This window comes from Nonomuraea sp. NPDC049784, from assembly GCF_040659615.1.
In the GTDB taxonomy this organism is placed as follows: domain Bacteria; phylum Actinomycetota; class Actinomycetes; order Streptosporangiales; family Streptosporangiaceae; genus Nonomuraea.
The window spans coordinates 1-15,410 of record NZ_JBFAMX010000227.1 but is presented as its reverse complement, the minus strand read 5'-3'; the positions used below and the strand labels follow the sequence as shown (position 1 = coordinate 15,410).

The window sequence follows — 15,410 nt, the reverse complement described above, 5'->3', positions numbered from 1 at the left end:
GCCGTACTTCAACCTGTCCTCGCCCGAGCCGACCGGCGTGGTGGCCGTGATCGCGCCTGCCGACCCCCTCCTCGGCCTCGTCTCCGCCGTCGCGCCCGTGATCGTCACCGGCAACACCTGTGTGGTGGTCGCCTCCGAGCGGGCGCCGCTGCCCGCGATCACGTTCGCCGAAGTGCTGGCCACCTCCGACCTGCCGGGCGGCGTCGTGAACATCCTCACCGGGCACCAGGCCGAGCTGGCCCCGTGGCTGGCGGCGCACATGGACGTCAACGGGCTCGACCTCACCGGCGTGGGAGCCCCCGAGCTGGCGCTGGCCTGCGAGCAGGCGGCGGCCGAGAACTTCAAGCGCGTGCTCACAGCAGAGAAGGACCAAGGAACGAGACGCATGACCGCGTTCATGGAGACCAAGACGGTCTGGCACCCCGCCGGGATCTGATCGACCCCGCACCCGCAAGGACACGGCACATGGGCCGTGCCCTCGGGTCCCCCATCCCCAAATCTGGAGGAACCCCCATGGAACCCACCGGTGTTCTCGTCGTCGGGAGCATCACCGCGGACGTCACGGCGTTCAGCCAGCGGCTGCCGCGGCGCGGTGAGACCGTGCTCGGCGACGACTTCACCCTCGTACTCGGCGGCAAGGGCGCGAACCAGGCCGTGTCCGCGGCCCACTCGGGCGCGCCGACCTGGATGGTCGCCTGCGTGGGCCAGGACCCGTTCCGCGACATCGTGCTGTCCGGCCTGGAGACGCACGGCGTCACGCTCACCGAGGTCCGCACGGTCGAGGGCCGCACGGGCGTCGCCCACATCCGCGTGGACGCGTCGGGCGAGAACGACATCGTCATCACGCCGCTCGCCAACGCCTCCCTCGACGAGGCGATGGTCACGGAGAGCATCGAACGCGTCCGCGACCGGGTCGGCGTCCTCCTGCTCCAGCTCGAGATCCGGACGGAGGTCGCCTGCCACGCGGCGCGGGCGGGCGCGGCGGCCGGGCTGACGGTGGTCCTGGACCCGGCACCCGCTCAGGAACTGCCGGACGACGTGTGGCCGTACCTCGACATCGTGACCCCCAACGAGAGCGAGGCCACCGTGCTGACCGGCGTGCAGGTCACGGACCTGGAGTCGGCGGAGCGGGCGGCGGCCTGGTTCCTGGAGCGCGGCGTGGGCCACGCGATCATCACCCTCGGCTCGGGTGGCGCCCTGTCGGTCACGAAGGAGCGCACCCGCCACTTTCCCGCATACGCCGTGACGCCCGTGGACACCACAGCTGCCGGCGACGCGTTCACCGGTTTCTTCGGCGGTGCCCTCGCCGCCGGGCTCGACGTGGACACCGCCATCCAGTACGGCATGGCGGCCGGCGCCCTGGCCACCACGAAGGCGGGAGCCAGCCCCTCGCTGCCCAGCAGGGACGAGGTCGAGCCATTGATCAACACCTCTATGGAAGGAGCCACCCGATGAGGCGCAACCAGGGAACGCTCAACGCCCAGCTCTCCCGCGTGATCTCCGAGCTCGGCCACACGGACACGATCGTCGTCACCGACGCGGGCCTCCCCATCCCGCGGGACGTGGAACGCGTGGATCTGGCCGTCAGGGAGAACCTGCCCCGATTCCTCGACCTGCTGGACGCGGTGCTCGACGAGGTGGCCGTGGAGGGTGTGCTGCTGGCCGAGGAGATCAAGCAGCACAGCCCGGACATGCTGGCGGCGATCAAGGAGCGGTTCGACCGGCTGGGCCTGACTTTGGAGTTCGTGCCGCACACCGAGTTCAAGCAGGCCACCGCCGGGGCCAGGGCGGCCGTGCGATCCGGCGAGTTCACCCCCTACGCCAACGTCCTGCTCACCGCGGGCGTCGTGTACTGATCGGGAGCCTGGCATGCATCTCCAGCTTGCCGATGTGCGCAAGTCCTTCGGCGACAACAGCGTCCTGCGGGGCGTCAGCTTCGATGTGGGTCCCGGTGAGGTCGTGGCGCTCGTCGGGGAGAACGGGGCGGGCAAGTCCACGCTCACCCGGGTGATCTCCGGCGCGCACCAGCCCGACTCGGGGCGGCTGCTGATCGACGGGACCGCGACGGTGCTCAAGGACCCGCAGGCCGCGATGGCGCAGGGCATCGAGGTCATCTACCAGGAGTTCCAGCAGAACCTGTTCCCGCACCTCAGCGTGGCCGAGAACATGTACGTGCTGGACCGCGAGCGCGTCTTCGGCCGCCTGTTCGTCTCCAAGCAGCGCATGGCCGCCGAGGCCAGGCAGGCGCTGCGCCGCCTGGGCATGGAGATCGACGTGCACCGCCAGGTCAGCGAGCTGAGCGTGGCCGAGCGGCAGATGCTCGAGATCGCCAAGGCCATGACGCACGAGTTGCGGCTGATCATCCTCGACGAGCCGACCGCGGCCCTCGACGAGCAGGAGTCCGAGCAGCTCTTCGCCCAGGTGAGCCGGCTGCGCGAGGCAGGCGTCTCGGTGATCTACATCAGCCACCGGCTGGACGAGGTCTTCGCCCTGTCGGACCGGATCGTCGTGCTGCGCGACGGCCGGGTCACGCTCGACGCCCCCACCGAGCGGCTCACCCCGGCCAAGGTCGTCACGGCGATGGTCGGCGACGCCGTGGACGACTTCTACCCCAAGGAGCGCAACGCCGGAGACGAGGTCGTGCTGGAGGTGCGCGCCGGGTCCGGCGCCCGCTTCCACGACATCGACCTCCAGGTCAGGGCCGGCGAGGTGGTTGGCATCGGCGGCGTGGTCGGCTGCGGGCGCAGCGACCTGCTGCGCGCGCTGTTCGGCCTGCAGCCGCTGACCGGCGGCTCCGTGCTCGTGGACGGCTCCGGCGTACGCGTCGCGAGCGTCCAGGACGCGATCGGCAGCCGGATCGCCTACCTGTCGCCCGACCGGCAGGCGGAGGGCCTGTGCATGGGCCAGTCGGTCGAGTCGAACGTGTCGCTGGCCTCGCTGCGCGAGTTCAGCTCCGGGAGCGGTGTCGTACGGCGCGGCAAGGAACGCGCGGCCACCGGCGCGGTCATCTCGGAGCTGCGGGTGCGCGCCGCCTCCCCGTCCATCGCGGTCAGCTCGCTGTCCGGCGGCAACCAGCAGAAGGCCCTGTTCGCCAAGTGGGTGATGACCAGGCCGCGGGTGCTGCTCATGGACGAGCCGACCCGGGGCGTGGACGTCGGGGCCAAGACCGAGATCTACCGGATCATCAACCAGCTCACCGCGGACGGCGTCGCCGTCCTGCTCGTGAGCTCCGACCTGCCGGAACTCGTCGCCATGTCCGACCGCGTGGTCGTGATGCGCGAGGGACGGCTCGTCGCCGAGCTGACCGGCGACGACCTCGACGAGCAGTCCATCCTCAAGCACGCACTGGTAGGTGCCGCATGACCTCGAAGCTCAAGACCGTCGCGGGCCGGCTGCGCGCGGTGTGGATGCTCCTCCTGGTAGGGATCGTCCTCTCGGTGGCCTCGCCGGTCTTCCTCACCCCGACGAACCTGCTCAACGTGGCGCTCGCGACCTCCGTGGCCGCGCTGCTCGCGGCCGGGCAGACGTACGTGATCATCCTGGCCGAGATCGACCTGTCCGTGGGGTCGGCGCTGGGCTTCTCCGCCGTCGTCACCGCCCTGACCCTCGGCACGTACGGCCTGATCCCCGCGATGGCCGCGGGACTGGCGACCGGCGCGGCCATCGGGCTGGTCAACGGCCTGCTCGTGACCAGGACCCGGATGCCGTCGTTCATCGCGACGCTGGCCACGATGTCGGTGTTCGCCGGGCTCACCCTGCACGTCACCTCGGGCAACCCCATCCCGGTGACGGACTACGACTTCCAGGGGATCGGGCAGGCCAGGTTCGCGGGCGTGCCCGTGCCGGTGTGGATCATGCTGGTGGCGTTCGGCGTCTTCGGGTTCGTCCTGGCGCGCACCCGCTTCGGCCGGTACGTCTACGCCACCGGCGACAACGTCGAGGCCGCGCGGCTGTCCGGCATCAGGGTCCACCGCGTCAAGATCCTCGCCTTCGTCATCAGCGGCGTGCTGGCATCCCTGGCGGGGTTCATCATCACCGCCCGGCTGTCCACGGCCCAGCCGACCGCCGGCGCCGGCCTGGAACTGGACGCGATCGCGGCCGTCATCATCGGCGGCACCAGCCTGGCCGGCGGCCGCGGCACCCTGCTCGGCACTCTCGTCGGAGCGCTCGTCCTCGGCGTCATCGACAACGGGATGAACCTGCTCGACGTCTCCCCGTTCCTCCAAGACGTGGTGAAGGGCCTGGTCATCCTCCTGGCCGTCTTCCTCGACCGCAACGTGGACGTCCTGCGCCGGCTCGTGCCACGCAGGGCCGATTCCCCCGTACGCACCCCAGAACTAGCCCAGCACATCTAAAGGAAAGATCCATGCGCACTCCCCGCAAACTCATCGCCGTCGCGATCCTGGCCGCCGTCTCCCTGACTGCCTGCAGCCGGGGCGGCGAGGAGACGTCCACCGGCGCCACGCAGGCGTCCGGCAAGAAGGACGCCACGATCATCATGAGCACGCTCGGCAACCCGTTCTTCATCAGCGTGAAGGACGGCGCCGAGGCACAGGCCGCCAAGAGCGGCATCACCCTGAACGTGCAGAACGCCGACAACTCCGACGCCACCTTCCTCAACCAGGCGACGACCGCCATCTCCAAGCAGACCGGGATCCTCATCCTCGACCCGGTGGGCAGCCAGTCCGCCAGCAGCTCCGTCACCCAGGCGAACTCGGCGAGCATCCCCGTGATGGCGTTCGACCGCAAGCCGTCCGGCGGCAAGCTCGCCACGTTCGTCGGCTACGACGCCGTCCAGGCAGGCAAGAACGCGGCCGACGCGCTGGCCGAGGCCGTCGGCGGCAAGGGCAAGGTCGTCGAGATCCAGGGCATCCTCGGCACCAACGTGGCCCAGGACCGCAGCAAGGGCTTCGAGCAGCAGATCGCCACCCACAAGGACATCAAGGTCGTCGCCACGCAGGCGGCCGACTTCGACCGGGCCAAGGCCCTGAACGTGATGACGAACGTGCTGCAGGCCAACCCCGACATCGACGGCGTGTACGCGGCCAACGACGAGATGGCCATGGGCGTGCTGTCCGCTCTCAAGGCCCGCAACCTGGTGGGCAAGGTCAAGGTCGTCGGCAACGACGGCATCGCCGACGCGCTGGCCGCCGTCTCCGCGGGCGAGATGTACGCCACGAACGCCGAGTCGCCGTTCGCGCTCGGGCAGAAGGTGGTCTCTCTGGCCGCCGACGTCCTGGGCGGCAAGCAGGTGCAGGCCGACGAGACGCTGCAGGGCAAGCTGGTCAAGAAGGACAACGTGAAGGAGTACGCGGACTACCTCGTCGGCCTCGGCGACAAGTCCGGTGTTCCGGACAGCCTCAAGTAGGAATGACGGCCTGCTCGGGCTCACCCGGGCAGGCCGTTCTCGCCAGCCGGTACTGGGTGGGCGTGACGCCGTACGAGCGGGTGAACCAGCGGGTGAGGTGGGCCTGGTCGGTGAACCCGGCCTCGCTCGCGACCCGCGCCGCCGGGTGCCCCTGGGCGAGCAGGCGGCGAGCGGCACGCAGCCGCAGCTGGCGCTGGTAGTCGCTGGGCGCCAACCCGTAGGCCGTACGGAATGCCCGGTAGACGGCGTACCGGCTGGAACCGGTCCAGACGGCGAGGTCGTCGGCGCTGATCGGGTGGGCGTAGCTGTCGTGGATCAGTTCGCGGGCCTTCGCGGCGAGATGCGTGACGGCGGATGGGCCGAGGGCGGCGGGCGGTCCGGGAGACGTACGCGCCGCGAGGCGCACCAGGGCGGCGACGGCGGAGGACACCAGCTCGTCGCGCTCGAGCGGGCCGGCGCCGTGCAGCAGCGCGGTGTGCAGCCTGCGCAGCCGCGTCGCGAGGACGGGCGAGCTGAGGACCGGGGTGGCGAACAGAGGCAGCCCGACAGGGCACCCAGGGCAGGCTCCCAGGACGGCGGCACGCTCCTGAACGTGCATGAACGCAGGGCCGTCGAGCCTGCGACTCGACGGCCCTGCAACGGTTTCAGTCGTTGGAGAAGACGACCACGCGGGGTGCCTGGTGCTCGTCGGCGATCGGCCGGCCGGGCTCGCGCCGTCCCTCGGCCAGGATGTCTCCGGTACGCGGATCGATGACGCGATAACGCGCCGGCAATCCTTCCTCGCGCATCAGGCGGAGCGCGCCGCCGTTCTCCTGGTAGACCACGTGCAGGCGGCCAGGCACGCTCAGAGCGCGCGGACTGATGAAGGTCTCCCAGTCCGGCTCCATGTCCGTCGTGGGCAGCCCGTCGAGGATCTTGCCGAGGAGCCCGACGTAGGTGGATCCCTCGAATGCGAGGGAGTCGTTCCAGCCGCCGGAGGGGCCAGCTCGCGCCAGGCTCCGGCGACGCGCGTGACATCGCCCATCAGCCGTCCACCTGGGCGGTGAGCAGGGCCTTGCGGGTGATGCGCTGCGCGGCCAGGGCGTCCTGGCGGGCCTGCGCCTCGGAGAGGGCGTCCACGTCGAGGATCTGCAGCGCCCGCCAGATCGTCCGCATCACCTCGATGCCGGCCTTGGCCGCCTCCACCGCGTCCTCGCGGAAGGGGAACTGGTCGAGCTGCCAGACGCCCTGCCAGTTCGCCTGGCGCAGGGTGTGGAAGAACTCGAAGGTCTCCACCAGGTGGATGGAGCCGACGACCATGTCGTCGTCCCAGCCGCGGAAGTTGTCGTTGACGTCGATGGCGAACAGGCGGTCGTGGTCGAGGATGAGCTGGGCGGCGTCGGCCGGGGACTCGAGGCCGTACAGGGAGTGGCCGAAGTCCAGCAGGATGCCGACGTTGGGCACGTCCATCTTCTCGATGGCCAGCAGGGTACGGGCGGCCGAGGAGAAGGTCATGCGGTTACGCGGCTCGCGCGGCTTGTACTCGATGGCGAAGCGCAGGTCGGGGTGGCGCTGGGCCAGCTCGCGCACGGCGTCGACGGACATCTGCCACAGCGCCTTGTAGTCGGCCTGGAAGGGGTAGTCCCAGCCGTCCTGACCCGGCCAGAGCTTGACGTAGTCGCAGCCGAGGCGGCGGGCCAGGTCGGCGGACTCGCTCACCAGCTCGATGGCCGCGCGCCTGATCTCGGGGTCGGGGTTGGTGAAGCCGCCGCGGCTGAACTTCCTGGTGTAGATCTCGGGCGTCAGCGCGATGGCGCGCAGCCCGTTGGCCTTCAGCCGCTCCTCCAGCAGGTCCACGTCGAGGTCGGCGGGGTTGAACGGGTAGTTGATGTCGACCACGGACAGGCTGCCGACCTGGCCGGCGCGGTCGATCGCCTCCAAGGTGGTGACGGGCGGGCCGTACCCGTCGGTGGCGTAGCGGTCGCGGAACTGCCCGAAGTGCCACAGACCTGCGCCGAAGAGAGGTTCTGCCGTCATGCGGTCTTTCTCCTATCCCTTGATGTGCATCTCCAAGCAGCAGGTTGAATTTTTATTCAGATATGGCTGCCTATTCAGGCGGAATGTAACGTCGGCGGCATGTGCACGTCAAGGACTCGGAGTGTACGGACCCTGGCACCTCATTGACATGGGTCGAACGCGAGCCTTAGCTTCAAAATATGCTTAGTCATTATGGAATAAATATTCAGCGCTCTTATGGATGGGAGCGATGATGTCCGTGCTTCCCGCCGATCCGGCGCAGTCGGCCGCCTACCGCAAGGTGACCGGACGCATCCGTGAAGCCGGCGGGCCCACCGCCGCGTCAGAGCTGGACCGCCTGGCCACCGAGGTGCGCCGGAGCATCATCCGGACGATCGGCCGGGCCCGCATGGGGCATATCGGTGGCGACCTGTCGGTGACCGACATCCTGGTCGCCTGTTTCTACGGCGTGCTGTCCATCGATCCCGAACGCCCGCACTGGGCAGGGCGCGATCGGTTCGTGCTGAGCAAGGGGCACTGCGCGGCCGCCCTGTACGCCACATTGGCCCACTGCGGATTCTTCCCGGCGGCGGAGCTGGACACGTTCATGGCGCCGCTGTCGGCGCTGAACGGTCATCCCAACCGCATCAAGGTTCCCGGCGTCGAGACCAACACCGGCGCCCTCGGGCACGGCCTGCCGGTGGCCACCGGATGCGCGCTGGCGGCGCAGCTCGACGATGCGAGCTGGCGTACGTTCGTGGTCCTTGGGGACGGCGAGCTGCAGGAAGGCAGCAACTGGGAGGCCGCCATGGCCGCCGCCCACTACGGACTGTCGTCGCTGACGGCGATCGTCGATCGCAACCGGCTGCAGCAGGGCGCCAGGACGGAGGAGACCAACGCCCTGGGCGCCCTGGACGACAAGTGGCGCAGTTTCGGCTGGGAGGTCCGCGAGGTCGACGGGCACGATCACCTCGCGCTGCTGCAGGCGATGAGCGGTTCGTCCACCGGCCGGCCGGTCGCCGTCATCGCCAACACGATCAAGGGGAAGGGCGTGTCGTTCATGGAGGACCGGGTGGAGTGGCACCACAAGGTGCCCAGCCCCGAGCAGGTCGAAGCGGCGCTCGCGGAGCTGGCGCGATGACCCTCACTGAGCAGCAGGCCGCGTTCGACTGCCGCCGGGATTTCGCCGAGGAGCTCCTGGCCCTGGCCGAGCGGGACGAGCGGATCGTGGCCATGTGCAACGACTCCGTCGGCTCCAGCAACCTCGTCGGCTTCCGCGAGCGCTACCCCGACCGGTTGATCAACGTCGGCATCGCCGAGCAGGACCTCGTCGGGGTGGCCGCGGGCCTGGCGAACGCGGGCAAGATCCCGTTCGTGTGCGCGGCGGCGCCGTTCCTGACCGGCCGTGCCCTTGAGCAGATCAAGGCCGATGTCGCCTACAGCGAGGCGCACGTCGTGCTCTGCGGCCAGAGCCCCGGCATGGCCTACGGCGAGCTGGGGCCCACCCACCACTCGATCGAGGACCTGTCCTGGATGCGCGCGGTCGCGAACGTCGACGTGATCGTCCCGGCCGATCCCGTGCAGACCCGTGCCGCCGTGCGCTGGGCGGCGGCCTCCGGCAGGCCTTCCTACGTGCGGATCCCGCGCTTCAAGGTGCCCGTGGTCACGCCGGACGACGCGCCTTTCGAGCCGCGCCGGGCGGTACTGCTCCAGGACGGCGATGACGTCACGGTGATCGCGATCGGCTCCTTGACCTCCCGCGCCCTGCAGGCGGCGGCCCGCCTGCGCGAGGAGGGTATCTCCGTACGTGTGCTGAACATGCCTTTCCTCGACCCGCTGGACGAGGACGCCGTCGTCGCGGCTGCCCGCGAGACCGGCGCAATCGTCACCGCCGAGGAGGCCACGATCAGCGGCGGGCTCGGCGCGGCCGTCGCCGCCGCTGTCGTCACCCGTCACCCCGTCCCGATGCGGATCCTCGGTGTGCCCCGCGTGTTCGCCCCCACCGGGGACACGGCCTTCCTGCTCGACCACTTCGGACTGTCCGCCGACGGCATCGTCGCCGCCGTGAAGGACCTGACGAGCCGTGGCTAGCCCGCTCATCCTGGCCGTCGACCAGGGCACCAGCTCGACCAAGGCGCTGCTCGTCGATGCCGGGGGGCGGGTCGTCTCGCGCGCCGTCGCCCCGGTGACCGAGAGTCAGCCGCGCCCCGGCTGGGTGGAGCAGTCCGCCGAGGAGCTGTGGCAGAGCGTGCGGCGCGCGGTCGCCGACTGCGTGGATCGCGGGCAGGCCGCCCGGGTCGCCGGCGTGGGCTTCAGCACCCAGCGCGAGTCGCTGGTGTTGTGGGAGCGCCGCACCGGCGAGCCCGCCGGGCCGCTGATCAGCTGGCAGGACCAGCGCACCGCCGCCCAGTGTCATGAGCTGGCCGCCACCGGGGCGGTCGAGCTGGTGCGGTCGGTGAGCGGGATGCCGCTGGACCCCATGTTCTCCGCGCTCAAGGCGCGCTGGCTGCTCGACACCTACGATCCGGACCGGCGCCGCAGCCGCGCGGGGGAGCTGTGCCTGGGCACCGTGGACTCCTGGCTGCTCAGCCGCTTCGGCGGCGAACACGTCACCGAGGTCGGCAACGCCTCCCGCACCCAGCTGCTCGACGTCGGGACCGGCGACTGGGACCTGCGGCTGCTCGACCTCTTCGGCGTGCCACGTGAGGTCCTGCCGCGGGTGGTCGCCTCCTCCGGCGGCTTCCCCGGGGTCCGGGACCTGGCGCCGCTGCCCGACGGCGTACCGGTGCTGGCCGTCATGGGCGACTCGCACGCCGCCATGTTCGCGCATGCGGGATGGCGACCCGGCGTCGTGAAGGCCACGTACGGCACCGGCTCGTCGGTGATGGCGATCGGCGACGCCGGCGACGCGCCCGGACTCTGCCGCAGCATCGCCTGGGACCTCGAAGACGGACCGGCCCAGGCCGTCGAGGGCAACATCCGCGCGACGGGCCGCACCATCAGCTGGCTGGCCGAGCTGTTCGGCGTCCGCGCCGACCAGCTGCTGGCCGAGGCGGAGGACATCGACCCGGGCGGCGTGCACTTCGTCCCGGCCTTCGGCGGCCTCGGCGCCCCCTGGTGGGAGCCGGACGCCACCCCCGTCGTCACCGGCCTTTCGCTGGGCACCCGGCGCGGCCAGCTCGTCGCCGCCGCCCTGGAGGCCGTCGCCTTCCAGGTCGAGGACGTCGTGGCGGCGATCGACCAGGCCGCCGGCCGCGTACGCGTCCTCATGGCCGACGGCGGGCTGACCCGCAGCGCCCGCCTGATGCGGCTGCAGGCCGACCTCAGCGGCCGCACCGTCGCCCGCTCCGGCGAGCACGACCTGTCAGGCCTGGGCGCCGCCGACGCCGCCGGGCTCGCCGCCAAGCTGTGGACCCTCGAACAACTGGAACAGCGGCCACGGCCCGCGGACGCGTTCGAGCCCGCCCTCGACGAGACGGAACGCGCGGCCAGGAAGGCCGCCTGGCACGAGTCCGTACGCAGATCCCGGCCTCCGGTCGAAAGGAGCATCACATGACCACGACGGCGCCGCCCCGCCGGATCACGGCTCCTGCGTCTCTCAGCAGCAGATCATCCGGGACTTCGGAAAGTCCCGGGCCAAGGCGTTGAAGGACATCATCGAACGCCTGCCCGTGCGGCAGCGGGCCGGGATGCCGCGCTTCAAGAAGAAGGATCTGACCGATCCGACCCTCAACTACACCAAGCGCGGCTTCCGCCTCAAGGACTGCCGTCTGCACTTGGCCGGCGGGATCGTGGTGACCGTGGTGTGGGCGGGACCTGCCCGCCGAGCCGTCGTCGGTGCGTGTGTACCGCGACAGCCTCGGCCACTGGTACGCCTCGTTCGTCGTCCCCGCGCGATCCGAGCCCCTGCCCGAAACAGGCCAGGTGATCGGCATCGACTGGGGTCTGAAAGAGACCGCGACCACCAGCAGCACGCACGACCTTCCCCACGCCGAGCACGGCAGGAAAGCCGCCGCGAAGCTGGCCCGCTACCAGCGGAGGATGGCCCGCCGAAAGCCCCAGCGCGGCCAGGCCGCCTCCAACGGCTACCGGCAAGCCAGACAGCAGGCCGCCAAGCTGCACAAGAAGGTGGCCCGGCAGCGTCAGGACACCGGCCGCAAGTGGGCCAAAGCCGTGGTCCGCGACCATGACGCGCTCGCGGTGGAGGACTTCAAGCCGAAGTTCCTGGCCAGGTCGACCATGGCGCGCAAGGCCGCCGACGCCATCGCCGCCATCAAGGCCGGCGAGATGCACGCCACCGCCCTGCAGCCCGCCGCCCTCGGCGCCACCAGCGCCGTGGAGCAGGCCGACCAGTTCATCAAGACCGGCAAGACGGGCGAGGAAGAGAAGCAGTCCATCGATTAAGAACTGGTCACCGCCGACAACGCCGATCAGTTCGGCGTGTTCGCTAGAAAGTAACCTCCCCGGAGAACCGAGCCCTGGCAGGCGCACAATAGGCTGAATTAATCGTCCCTGTGTGAATAGAAAGTCGGCGGCGACGCCGAGAGGAAGGCGGTGCGCGGTGGCCCCGAACCCGGAAGGGAGGCGCGACACGACCAAGGATCACCTGCGGCTGCTGGCCAGGGTGGCTCGCATGTACCACGAGCAGGAGATGCGCCAGCCCGAGATCGCCGCCGCGCTCAACATCTCCCAGCCCCGTGTGTCCCGCCTGCTCAAGGAGGCGGTCACACGGGGGATGGTGCGCACGGTGGTCACGCTGCCGGAGGGAGTGCACACCGAGCTGGAGGAGGAGCTGCAGCGGCGTTACGGCCTGCGCGACGCCGTGGTCGTGGACGTCGAGGACTTCCAGGACGACGTCATCCCACCGCTCGCCTCGGCCGCGGCCAGCTACCTCGGCGTCACCTTCACCGGTGGCGACGTGATCGGCATCTCCTCCTGGAGTGAAACGCTGCTGGCCACCGTCGAACGCATGCCGCAGAAGAACTCGCAGGTCGCCGACCGCGTCATCCAGCTCGTCGGCGGCGTCGGCAGTCCCGAGGCGCAGGTGCACGCCACCCGGCTGGTGGCCCGCCTGGCCAACCTCACCTACGCCCGGCCCGTCTTCGTGCCCCTTCCCGGCGTGGTCGCGACCACGACGATCCGCGACGCGCTGCTGCAGGACCCCGGCGTGATCGACGTCCAGTCCCAGTGGAACGATCTGACCGTCGTGCTGGTCGGCATCGGCAGCCTGGAACCGTCGCCACTGCTGCTCAGCAGCGGCAACGCCGTCAGCCGGGCCGACCAGGAGGAGCTGCGAGCCCTCGGCGCCGTGGGGGACGTGTGCCTGCACTTCTTCGACGCCGCGGGCAAACCCGTCGACTCGGGCTTCGACCAGCGCGTCATCGGCATCGACGCCCCCACCTTCCGCTCCGTCGGACGCCGGGTGGGTGTGGCGGGCGGCATGCGCAAGCTCTCCGCCATCAAGGCCGCCATCGAAGGCGGCTGGATCAACATCCTCATCACGGACCTGCGGGTGGCTCGCCTCCTCTGCCCCGAGTCCTCCTGACCTGTCGGGGTCAGGCGGCTCCCTCGCGTACCGGGCCGGATTCGTGGCGACTCGTACGGGTCGGCCGGCTCCTCGGTGTAGTGAAAGACTGGGCGAACCTCGAAGTCGAGTCACGGAGAGTCGTACTGTTGCGTCCACGCGTCACCGCGTGCGTTTCGGTGCTGCTGCTGTCCCTCACCGCCTGTGGGGGGCGGGCCCGAGCCTCAGACGGCGCCGTCCTCTCCCGCCACATCGCCGCCGCCGGAGTCCAAGGCACCCGAGACCCAGACCCCCGGGACGAAGGCGCCGACGCCTCGGCCCGCGCTCGCCCGGCCCGGCACCGTGTGCGGCGAGATCCAGCCGCCCGGCGGCGGGCCCATGGCCGCGGTCGCGGTCGCCGCGGATCGCGCCGACTGCGGCGCCGCCCTGCGGACCTTCCGCACCTACTACCGGCGAGACACCCCCAAGCAGGGCAGCGCCGGAGTCGCGACCGTCGGCGGATGGCGCTGCGCCAGCAACTCGGCCGCCCAGGCGAACATCAGCGGCCGGCTCTCCACGTGCCAGAAGGCCGCCGCCAAGATCGTGGCCGACGTCATCCCGTGACGTGCGTCGAGGAGGAACCTCATCGCGGGGGCTACCTCCTTGGTGCGGGCCTGCGGCTGCCGCCGCGCTGAGCGGTCCGCGACCACCGAGGCCGGGTTCTCGACACACATGCCCGTCTTCTAGCCCCGGAGCCGCATGGGATTCCGGCGGGCGCGGGAAGCGTCGCTCCTGGTCCGCGGCGGAGGGGGTCCCCGCCGCGGACCAGGAGGGCTTTCAGAGCTTCAGACCCACCAGCAGCGGGTCGTGGTCGGAGGAGCGGAAGGGGTCGGGCGCGTACAGGTAGGGCGGGTTGAACTCGGTGTTGTAGTCCATGAACCGGCCCTCGTCGGCGTTGACGTGCCAGATCGTGGCGCCGGTCACGAGCTTGCGCGCGCCCTTGTCGGCCAGTACGTGGTCGAGCTCACCGGACAGGCCGTCGAAGACGTAGCTGTAGCGGTCGTCCTTCTTGACGTACTTCTTGCTCAGGCTGGTCAGCCCGCCTTCCTCGAAGGCGTGGATCGGGTCCTCCTCGCCGTAGGCGTTGATGTCGCCGAGGACGAGAGCGTTCTTCAACTGGAGGCTGTCGATCAAGGCCAGCACGGCGTTGGCCTGCTTGACGCGCTTGGCGTTGTAGCAGCTCTGCCCGTCGCCCTGGTCGGCGTCGTCACCGGAGGCCGCCCCGTCGGCGTCGGTGCAGCCCTTGGACTTGAAGTGGTTCACCAGCACCGTGAAGGTCTCGCCGGTCTTTCCGGCCTTGCCGAAGGTCTGCACCAGGGGCGGCCGGTTGAAGATCGGGTCGGACGACGACTGTGCCGGACCGATCGGGGTGACCTTGCCCGGTTGATAGATCAGCGCGGTCTGGATGAGGTCGGTGCCCGGGTTGGGGTGCGTGATCGCCTTGTACGTGCCGGCGCCCGCTTTGGCGTTGAGCGCGTTTACCAGAGTGTTGAGCGCCACGTCGTTGTTGCGCTCGACCTCCATCAGCCCGGCCACGGCGGGGTCGAGCGTCGTGATGTTGGCGACCAGCTTGGCGAGCTGGCGGTCCCGCTCCGCGGCGGTGGTGGCGCCGCGGGACTTGAGCGTGGTGAACCAGTTGAGTGTGTTGAGGCTGGCCACCCGGACGTCGCCGCCGACCTTCGCCGGCTGGGCGGGGCGGGGGTTCTCGGCCTTGAAGACCACCGGCTCGGTCGGCTGGACGCGGTAGGCGTCGAAGCCGTAGGTGAGGACGCCGGTCAGGTCCTTGACCTCGTCGCCGATCCGGACGGTGTTCGAGCCCTCGGTGTGGTAGGGCAGGGTGTCCGGGTTCTGCGTGTTCGAGCCGTCGTCGAGCAGGATGGCGCGCCGCGCGTCCTTCTCGGTGTCCACGTTCTTGCGGTCGGTCGGCTGCCACAGCCGGGCGCCGCCGGCGAGGGTGATCTCGCCGTACCGGCCCAGGTTGTAGATCTCGGAGGCGGCGAGGTCGCCGCCGAAGGTGACGAGCATGCCCTCGTAGCGCTCGAGGGTGATGCCCTTCTTGAGCGGCAGCTTCACCTTGGTCGGCTTGATCGTGCCGGTGCCGCAGACGGTCACCGCGGTGGCAGGCGAGATCTCGGTGAGGCCGTTGTACTCGATCGCCTTGCCGGAGACGAGCACCCGGTCACCGGTCTTGACCGGGGAGGAGGAGAACACGAACAGGCCCTCGGAGGTCGCCGGGTCGGCGTCGGGGGTGGCTGCCTGAATGTAGAAGCCGCCGAACTGACCGGAGCCCTGGAAGGAGCCGGTGACGACGCCCTCGACCCGGACGTTCTGACCGGCGACCGGGCCGGTCTCGCCGCTGCCCTGCACCTGGGAGATCCCGTGGGTGGGCGCGGTGTCGCAGCTCTCAGTGGGCGTGACGGTCGGGGTGGGGGTAGGCGTCACGGTCGGCGTCGCGGTCGGTGTGGGCGTCGGGCTCGCCGTCGG

The 15,410-nt window shown here is 70.3% G+C and carries 17 protein-coding genes; 12 read left to right on the top strand and 5 right to left on the bottom strand.

Going from position 1 to position 15,410, the window contains the following annotated elements; all coding sequences use genetic code 11:
• The 6 genes from AB0J09_RS34510 to AB0J09_RS34485 form a co-directional block, all read left to right on the top strand.
• On the top strand, nt 1–436 hold a 436-nt coding region (locus AB0J09_RS34510; protein WP_360700112.1), incomplete at its 5' end, for an aldehyde dehydrogenase family protein.
• A gap of 77 nt (nt 437–513) precedes the next feature.
• Nucleotides 514–1,455, top strand: a complete 942-nt coding sequence (gene rbsK, locus AB0J09_RS34505) for a ribokinase (RefSeq protein WP_360700109.1) — start codon at nt 514–516, stop codon at nt 1,453–1,455.
• The gene (rbsD, locus tag AB0J09_RS34500; RefSeq protein WP_360700106.1) at nt 1,452–1,856 is read left to right on the top strand and encodes a D-ribose pyranase; all 405 of its coding nucleotides are present in this window, start codon (nt 1,452–1,454) and stop codon (nt 1,854–1,856) included. The genes rbsK and rbsD overlap by 4 nt, the downstream gene beginning before the upstream one ends.
• Nucleotides 1,857–1,869: 13 nt before the next feature.
• Nucleotides 1,870–3,363: a sugar ABC transporter ATP-binding protein gene (locus AB0J09_RS34495; RefSeq protein ID WP_360700103.1), complete on the top strand. Its 1,494-nt coding sequence runs from the start codon at nt 1,870–1,872 to the stop codon at nt 3,361–3,363.
• Entirely contained in the window at nt 3,360–4,355 is a 996-nt protein-coding gene (locus tag AB0J09_RS34490; RefSeq protein WP_360700100.1) for an ABC transporter permease, read from the top strand. Before AB0J09_RS34495 ends, AB0J09_RS34490 begins: the two co-directional genes overlap by 4 nt.
• Before the next feature lie 11 nt (nt 4,356–4,366).
• Nucleotides 4,367–5,368 (top strand): substrate-binding domain-containing protein, encoded by a 1,002-nt coding sequence (locus tag AB0J09_RS34485; protein ID WP_360700097.1) that lies wholly within the window; start codon nt 4,367–4,369, stop codon nt 5,366–5,368.
• Here AB0J09_RS34485 and AB0J09_RS34480 read toward each other — a convergent pair.
• The 3 genes from AB0J09_RS34480 to AB0J09_RS34470 all read right to left on the bottom strand — a co-directional run bounded on the left by AB0J09_RS34480 (nt 5,361) and on the right by AB0J09_RS34470 (nt 7,384).
• Complete coding sequence (locus AB0J09_RS34480) at nt 5,361–5,966, bottom strand: AraC family transcriptional regulator (RefSeq protein ID WP_360700094.1); 606 nt, start codon at nt 5,964–5,966, stop codon at nt 5,361–5,363. The genes AB0J09_RS34485 and AB0J09_RS34480 overlap by 8 nt on opposite strands.
• 46 nt (nt 5,967–6,012) lie before the next feature.
• The gene (locus tag AB0J09_RS34475; RefSeq protein WP_360700090.1) at nt 6,013–6,255 is read right to left on the bottom strand and encodes a hypothetical protein; all 243 of its coding nucleotides are present in this window, start codon (nt 6,253–6,255) and stop codon (nt 6,013–6,015) included.
• A 136-nt stretch (nt 6,256–6,391) separates the two neighbouring features.
• Entirely contained in the window at nt 6,392–7,384 is a 993-nt protein-coding gene (locus tag AB0J09_RS34470) for a sugar phosphate isomerase/epimerase family protein (protein ID WP_360700087.1), read from the bottom strand.
• 229 nt (nt 7,385–7,613) lie between these two features.
• Between AB0J09_RS34470 and AB0J09_RS34465 the strand changes: the two genes are divergently transcribed.
• The 3 genes from AB0J09_RS34465 to AB0J09_RS34455 are packed head-to-tail and all read left to right on the top strand — an operon-like array spanning nt 7,614 to nt 10,919.
• Nucleotides 7,614–8,504, top strand: a complete 891-nt coding sequence (locus AB0J09_RS34465) for a transketolase (protein WP_360700084.1) — start codon at nt 7,614–7,616, stop codon at nt 8,502–8,504.
• Nucleotides 8,501–9,454, top strand: coding sequence for a transketolase C-terminal domain-containing protein (locus tag AB0J09_RS34460; protein ID WP_360700081.1), 954 nt, complete (start codon nt 8,501–8,503; stop codon nt 9,452–9,454). Before AB0J09_RS34465 ends, AB0J09_RS34460 begins: the two co-directional genes overlap by 4 nt.
• Nucleotides 9,447–10,919: an FGGY family carbohydrate kinase gene (locus AB0J09_RS34455; protein WP_360700078.1), complete on the top strand. Its 1,473-nt coding sequence runs from the start codon at nt 9,447–9,449 to the stop codon at nt 10,917–10,919. The genes AB0J09_RS34460 and AB0J09_RS34455 overlap by 8 nt, the downstream gene beginning before the upstream one ends.
• Here AB0J09_RS34455 and AB0J09_RS34450 read toward each other — a convergent pair.
• Nucleotides 10,912–11,139: a hypothetical protein gene (locus tag AB0J09_RS34450; RefSeq protein ID WP_360700075.1), complete on the bottom strand. Its 228-nt coding sequence runs from the start codon at nt 11,137–11,139 to the stop codon at nt 10,912–10,914. The genes AB0J09_RS34455 and AB0J09_RS34450 overlap by 8 nt on opposite strands.
• Nucleotides 11,140–11,200: 61 nt before the next feature.
• On the opposite strand from AB0J09_RS34450, the gene AB0J09_RS34445 reads away from it, so the two are divergent.
• From AB0J09_RS34445 to AB0J09_RS34435, 3 genes are all read left to right on the top strand, one after another.
• Nucleotides 11,201–11,767 (top strand): RNA-guided endonuclease TnpB family protein, encoded by a 567-nt coding sequence (locus AB0J09_RS34445; protein WP_360700072.1) that lies wholly within the window; start codon nt 11,201–11,203, stop codon nt 11,765–11,767.
• Nucleotides 11,768–11,924: 157 nt separating this feature from the next.
• Nucleotides 11,925–12,908, top strand: coding sequence for a sugar-binding transcriptional regulator (locus AB0J09_RS34440; RefSeq protein ID WP_360700069.1), 984 nt, complete (start codon nt 11,925–11,927; stop codon nt 12,906–12,908).
• Between the two features lie 183 nt (nt 12,909–13,091).
• Complete coding sequence (locus AB0J09_RS34435; protein WP_360700066.1) at nt 13,092–13,490, top strand: hypothetical protein; 399 nt, start codon at nt 13,092–13,094, stop codon at nt 13,488–13,490.
• A gap of 213 nt (nt 13,491–13,703) precedes the next feature.
• On the opposite strand, the gene AB0J09_RS34430 is transcribed toward AB0J09_RS34435, so the two are convergent.
• Nucleotides 13,704–15,410, bottom strand: a 1,707-nt coding sequence (locus tag AB0J09_RS34430; protein WP_360700063.1) for an ExeM/NucH family extracellular endonuclease, incomplete at its 5' end; no start/stop codon positions are given.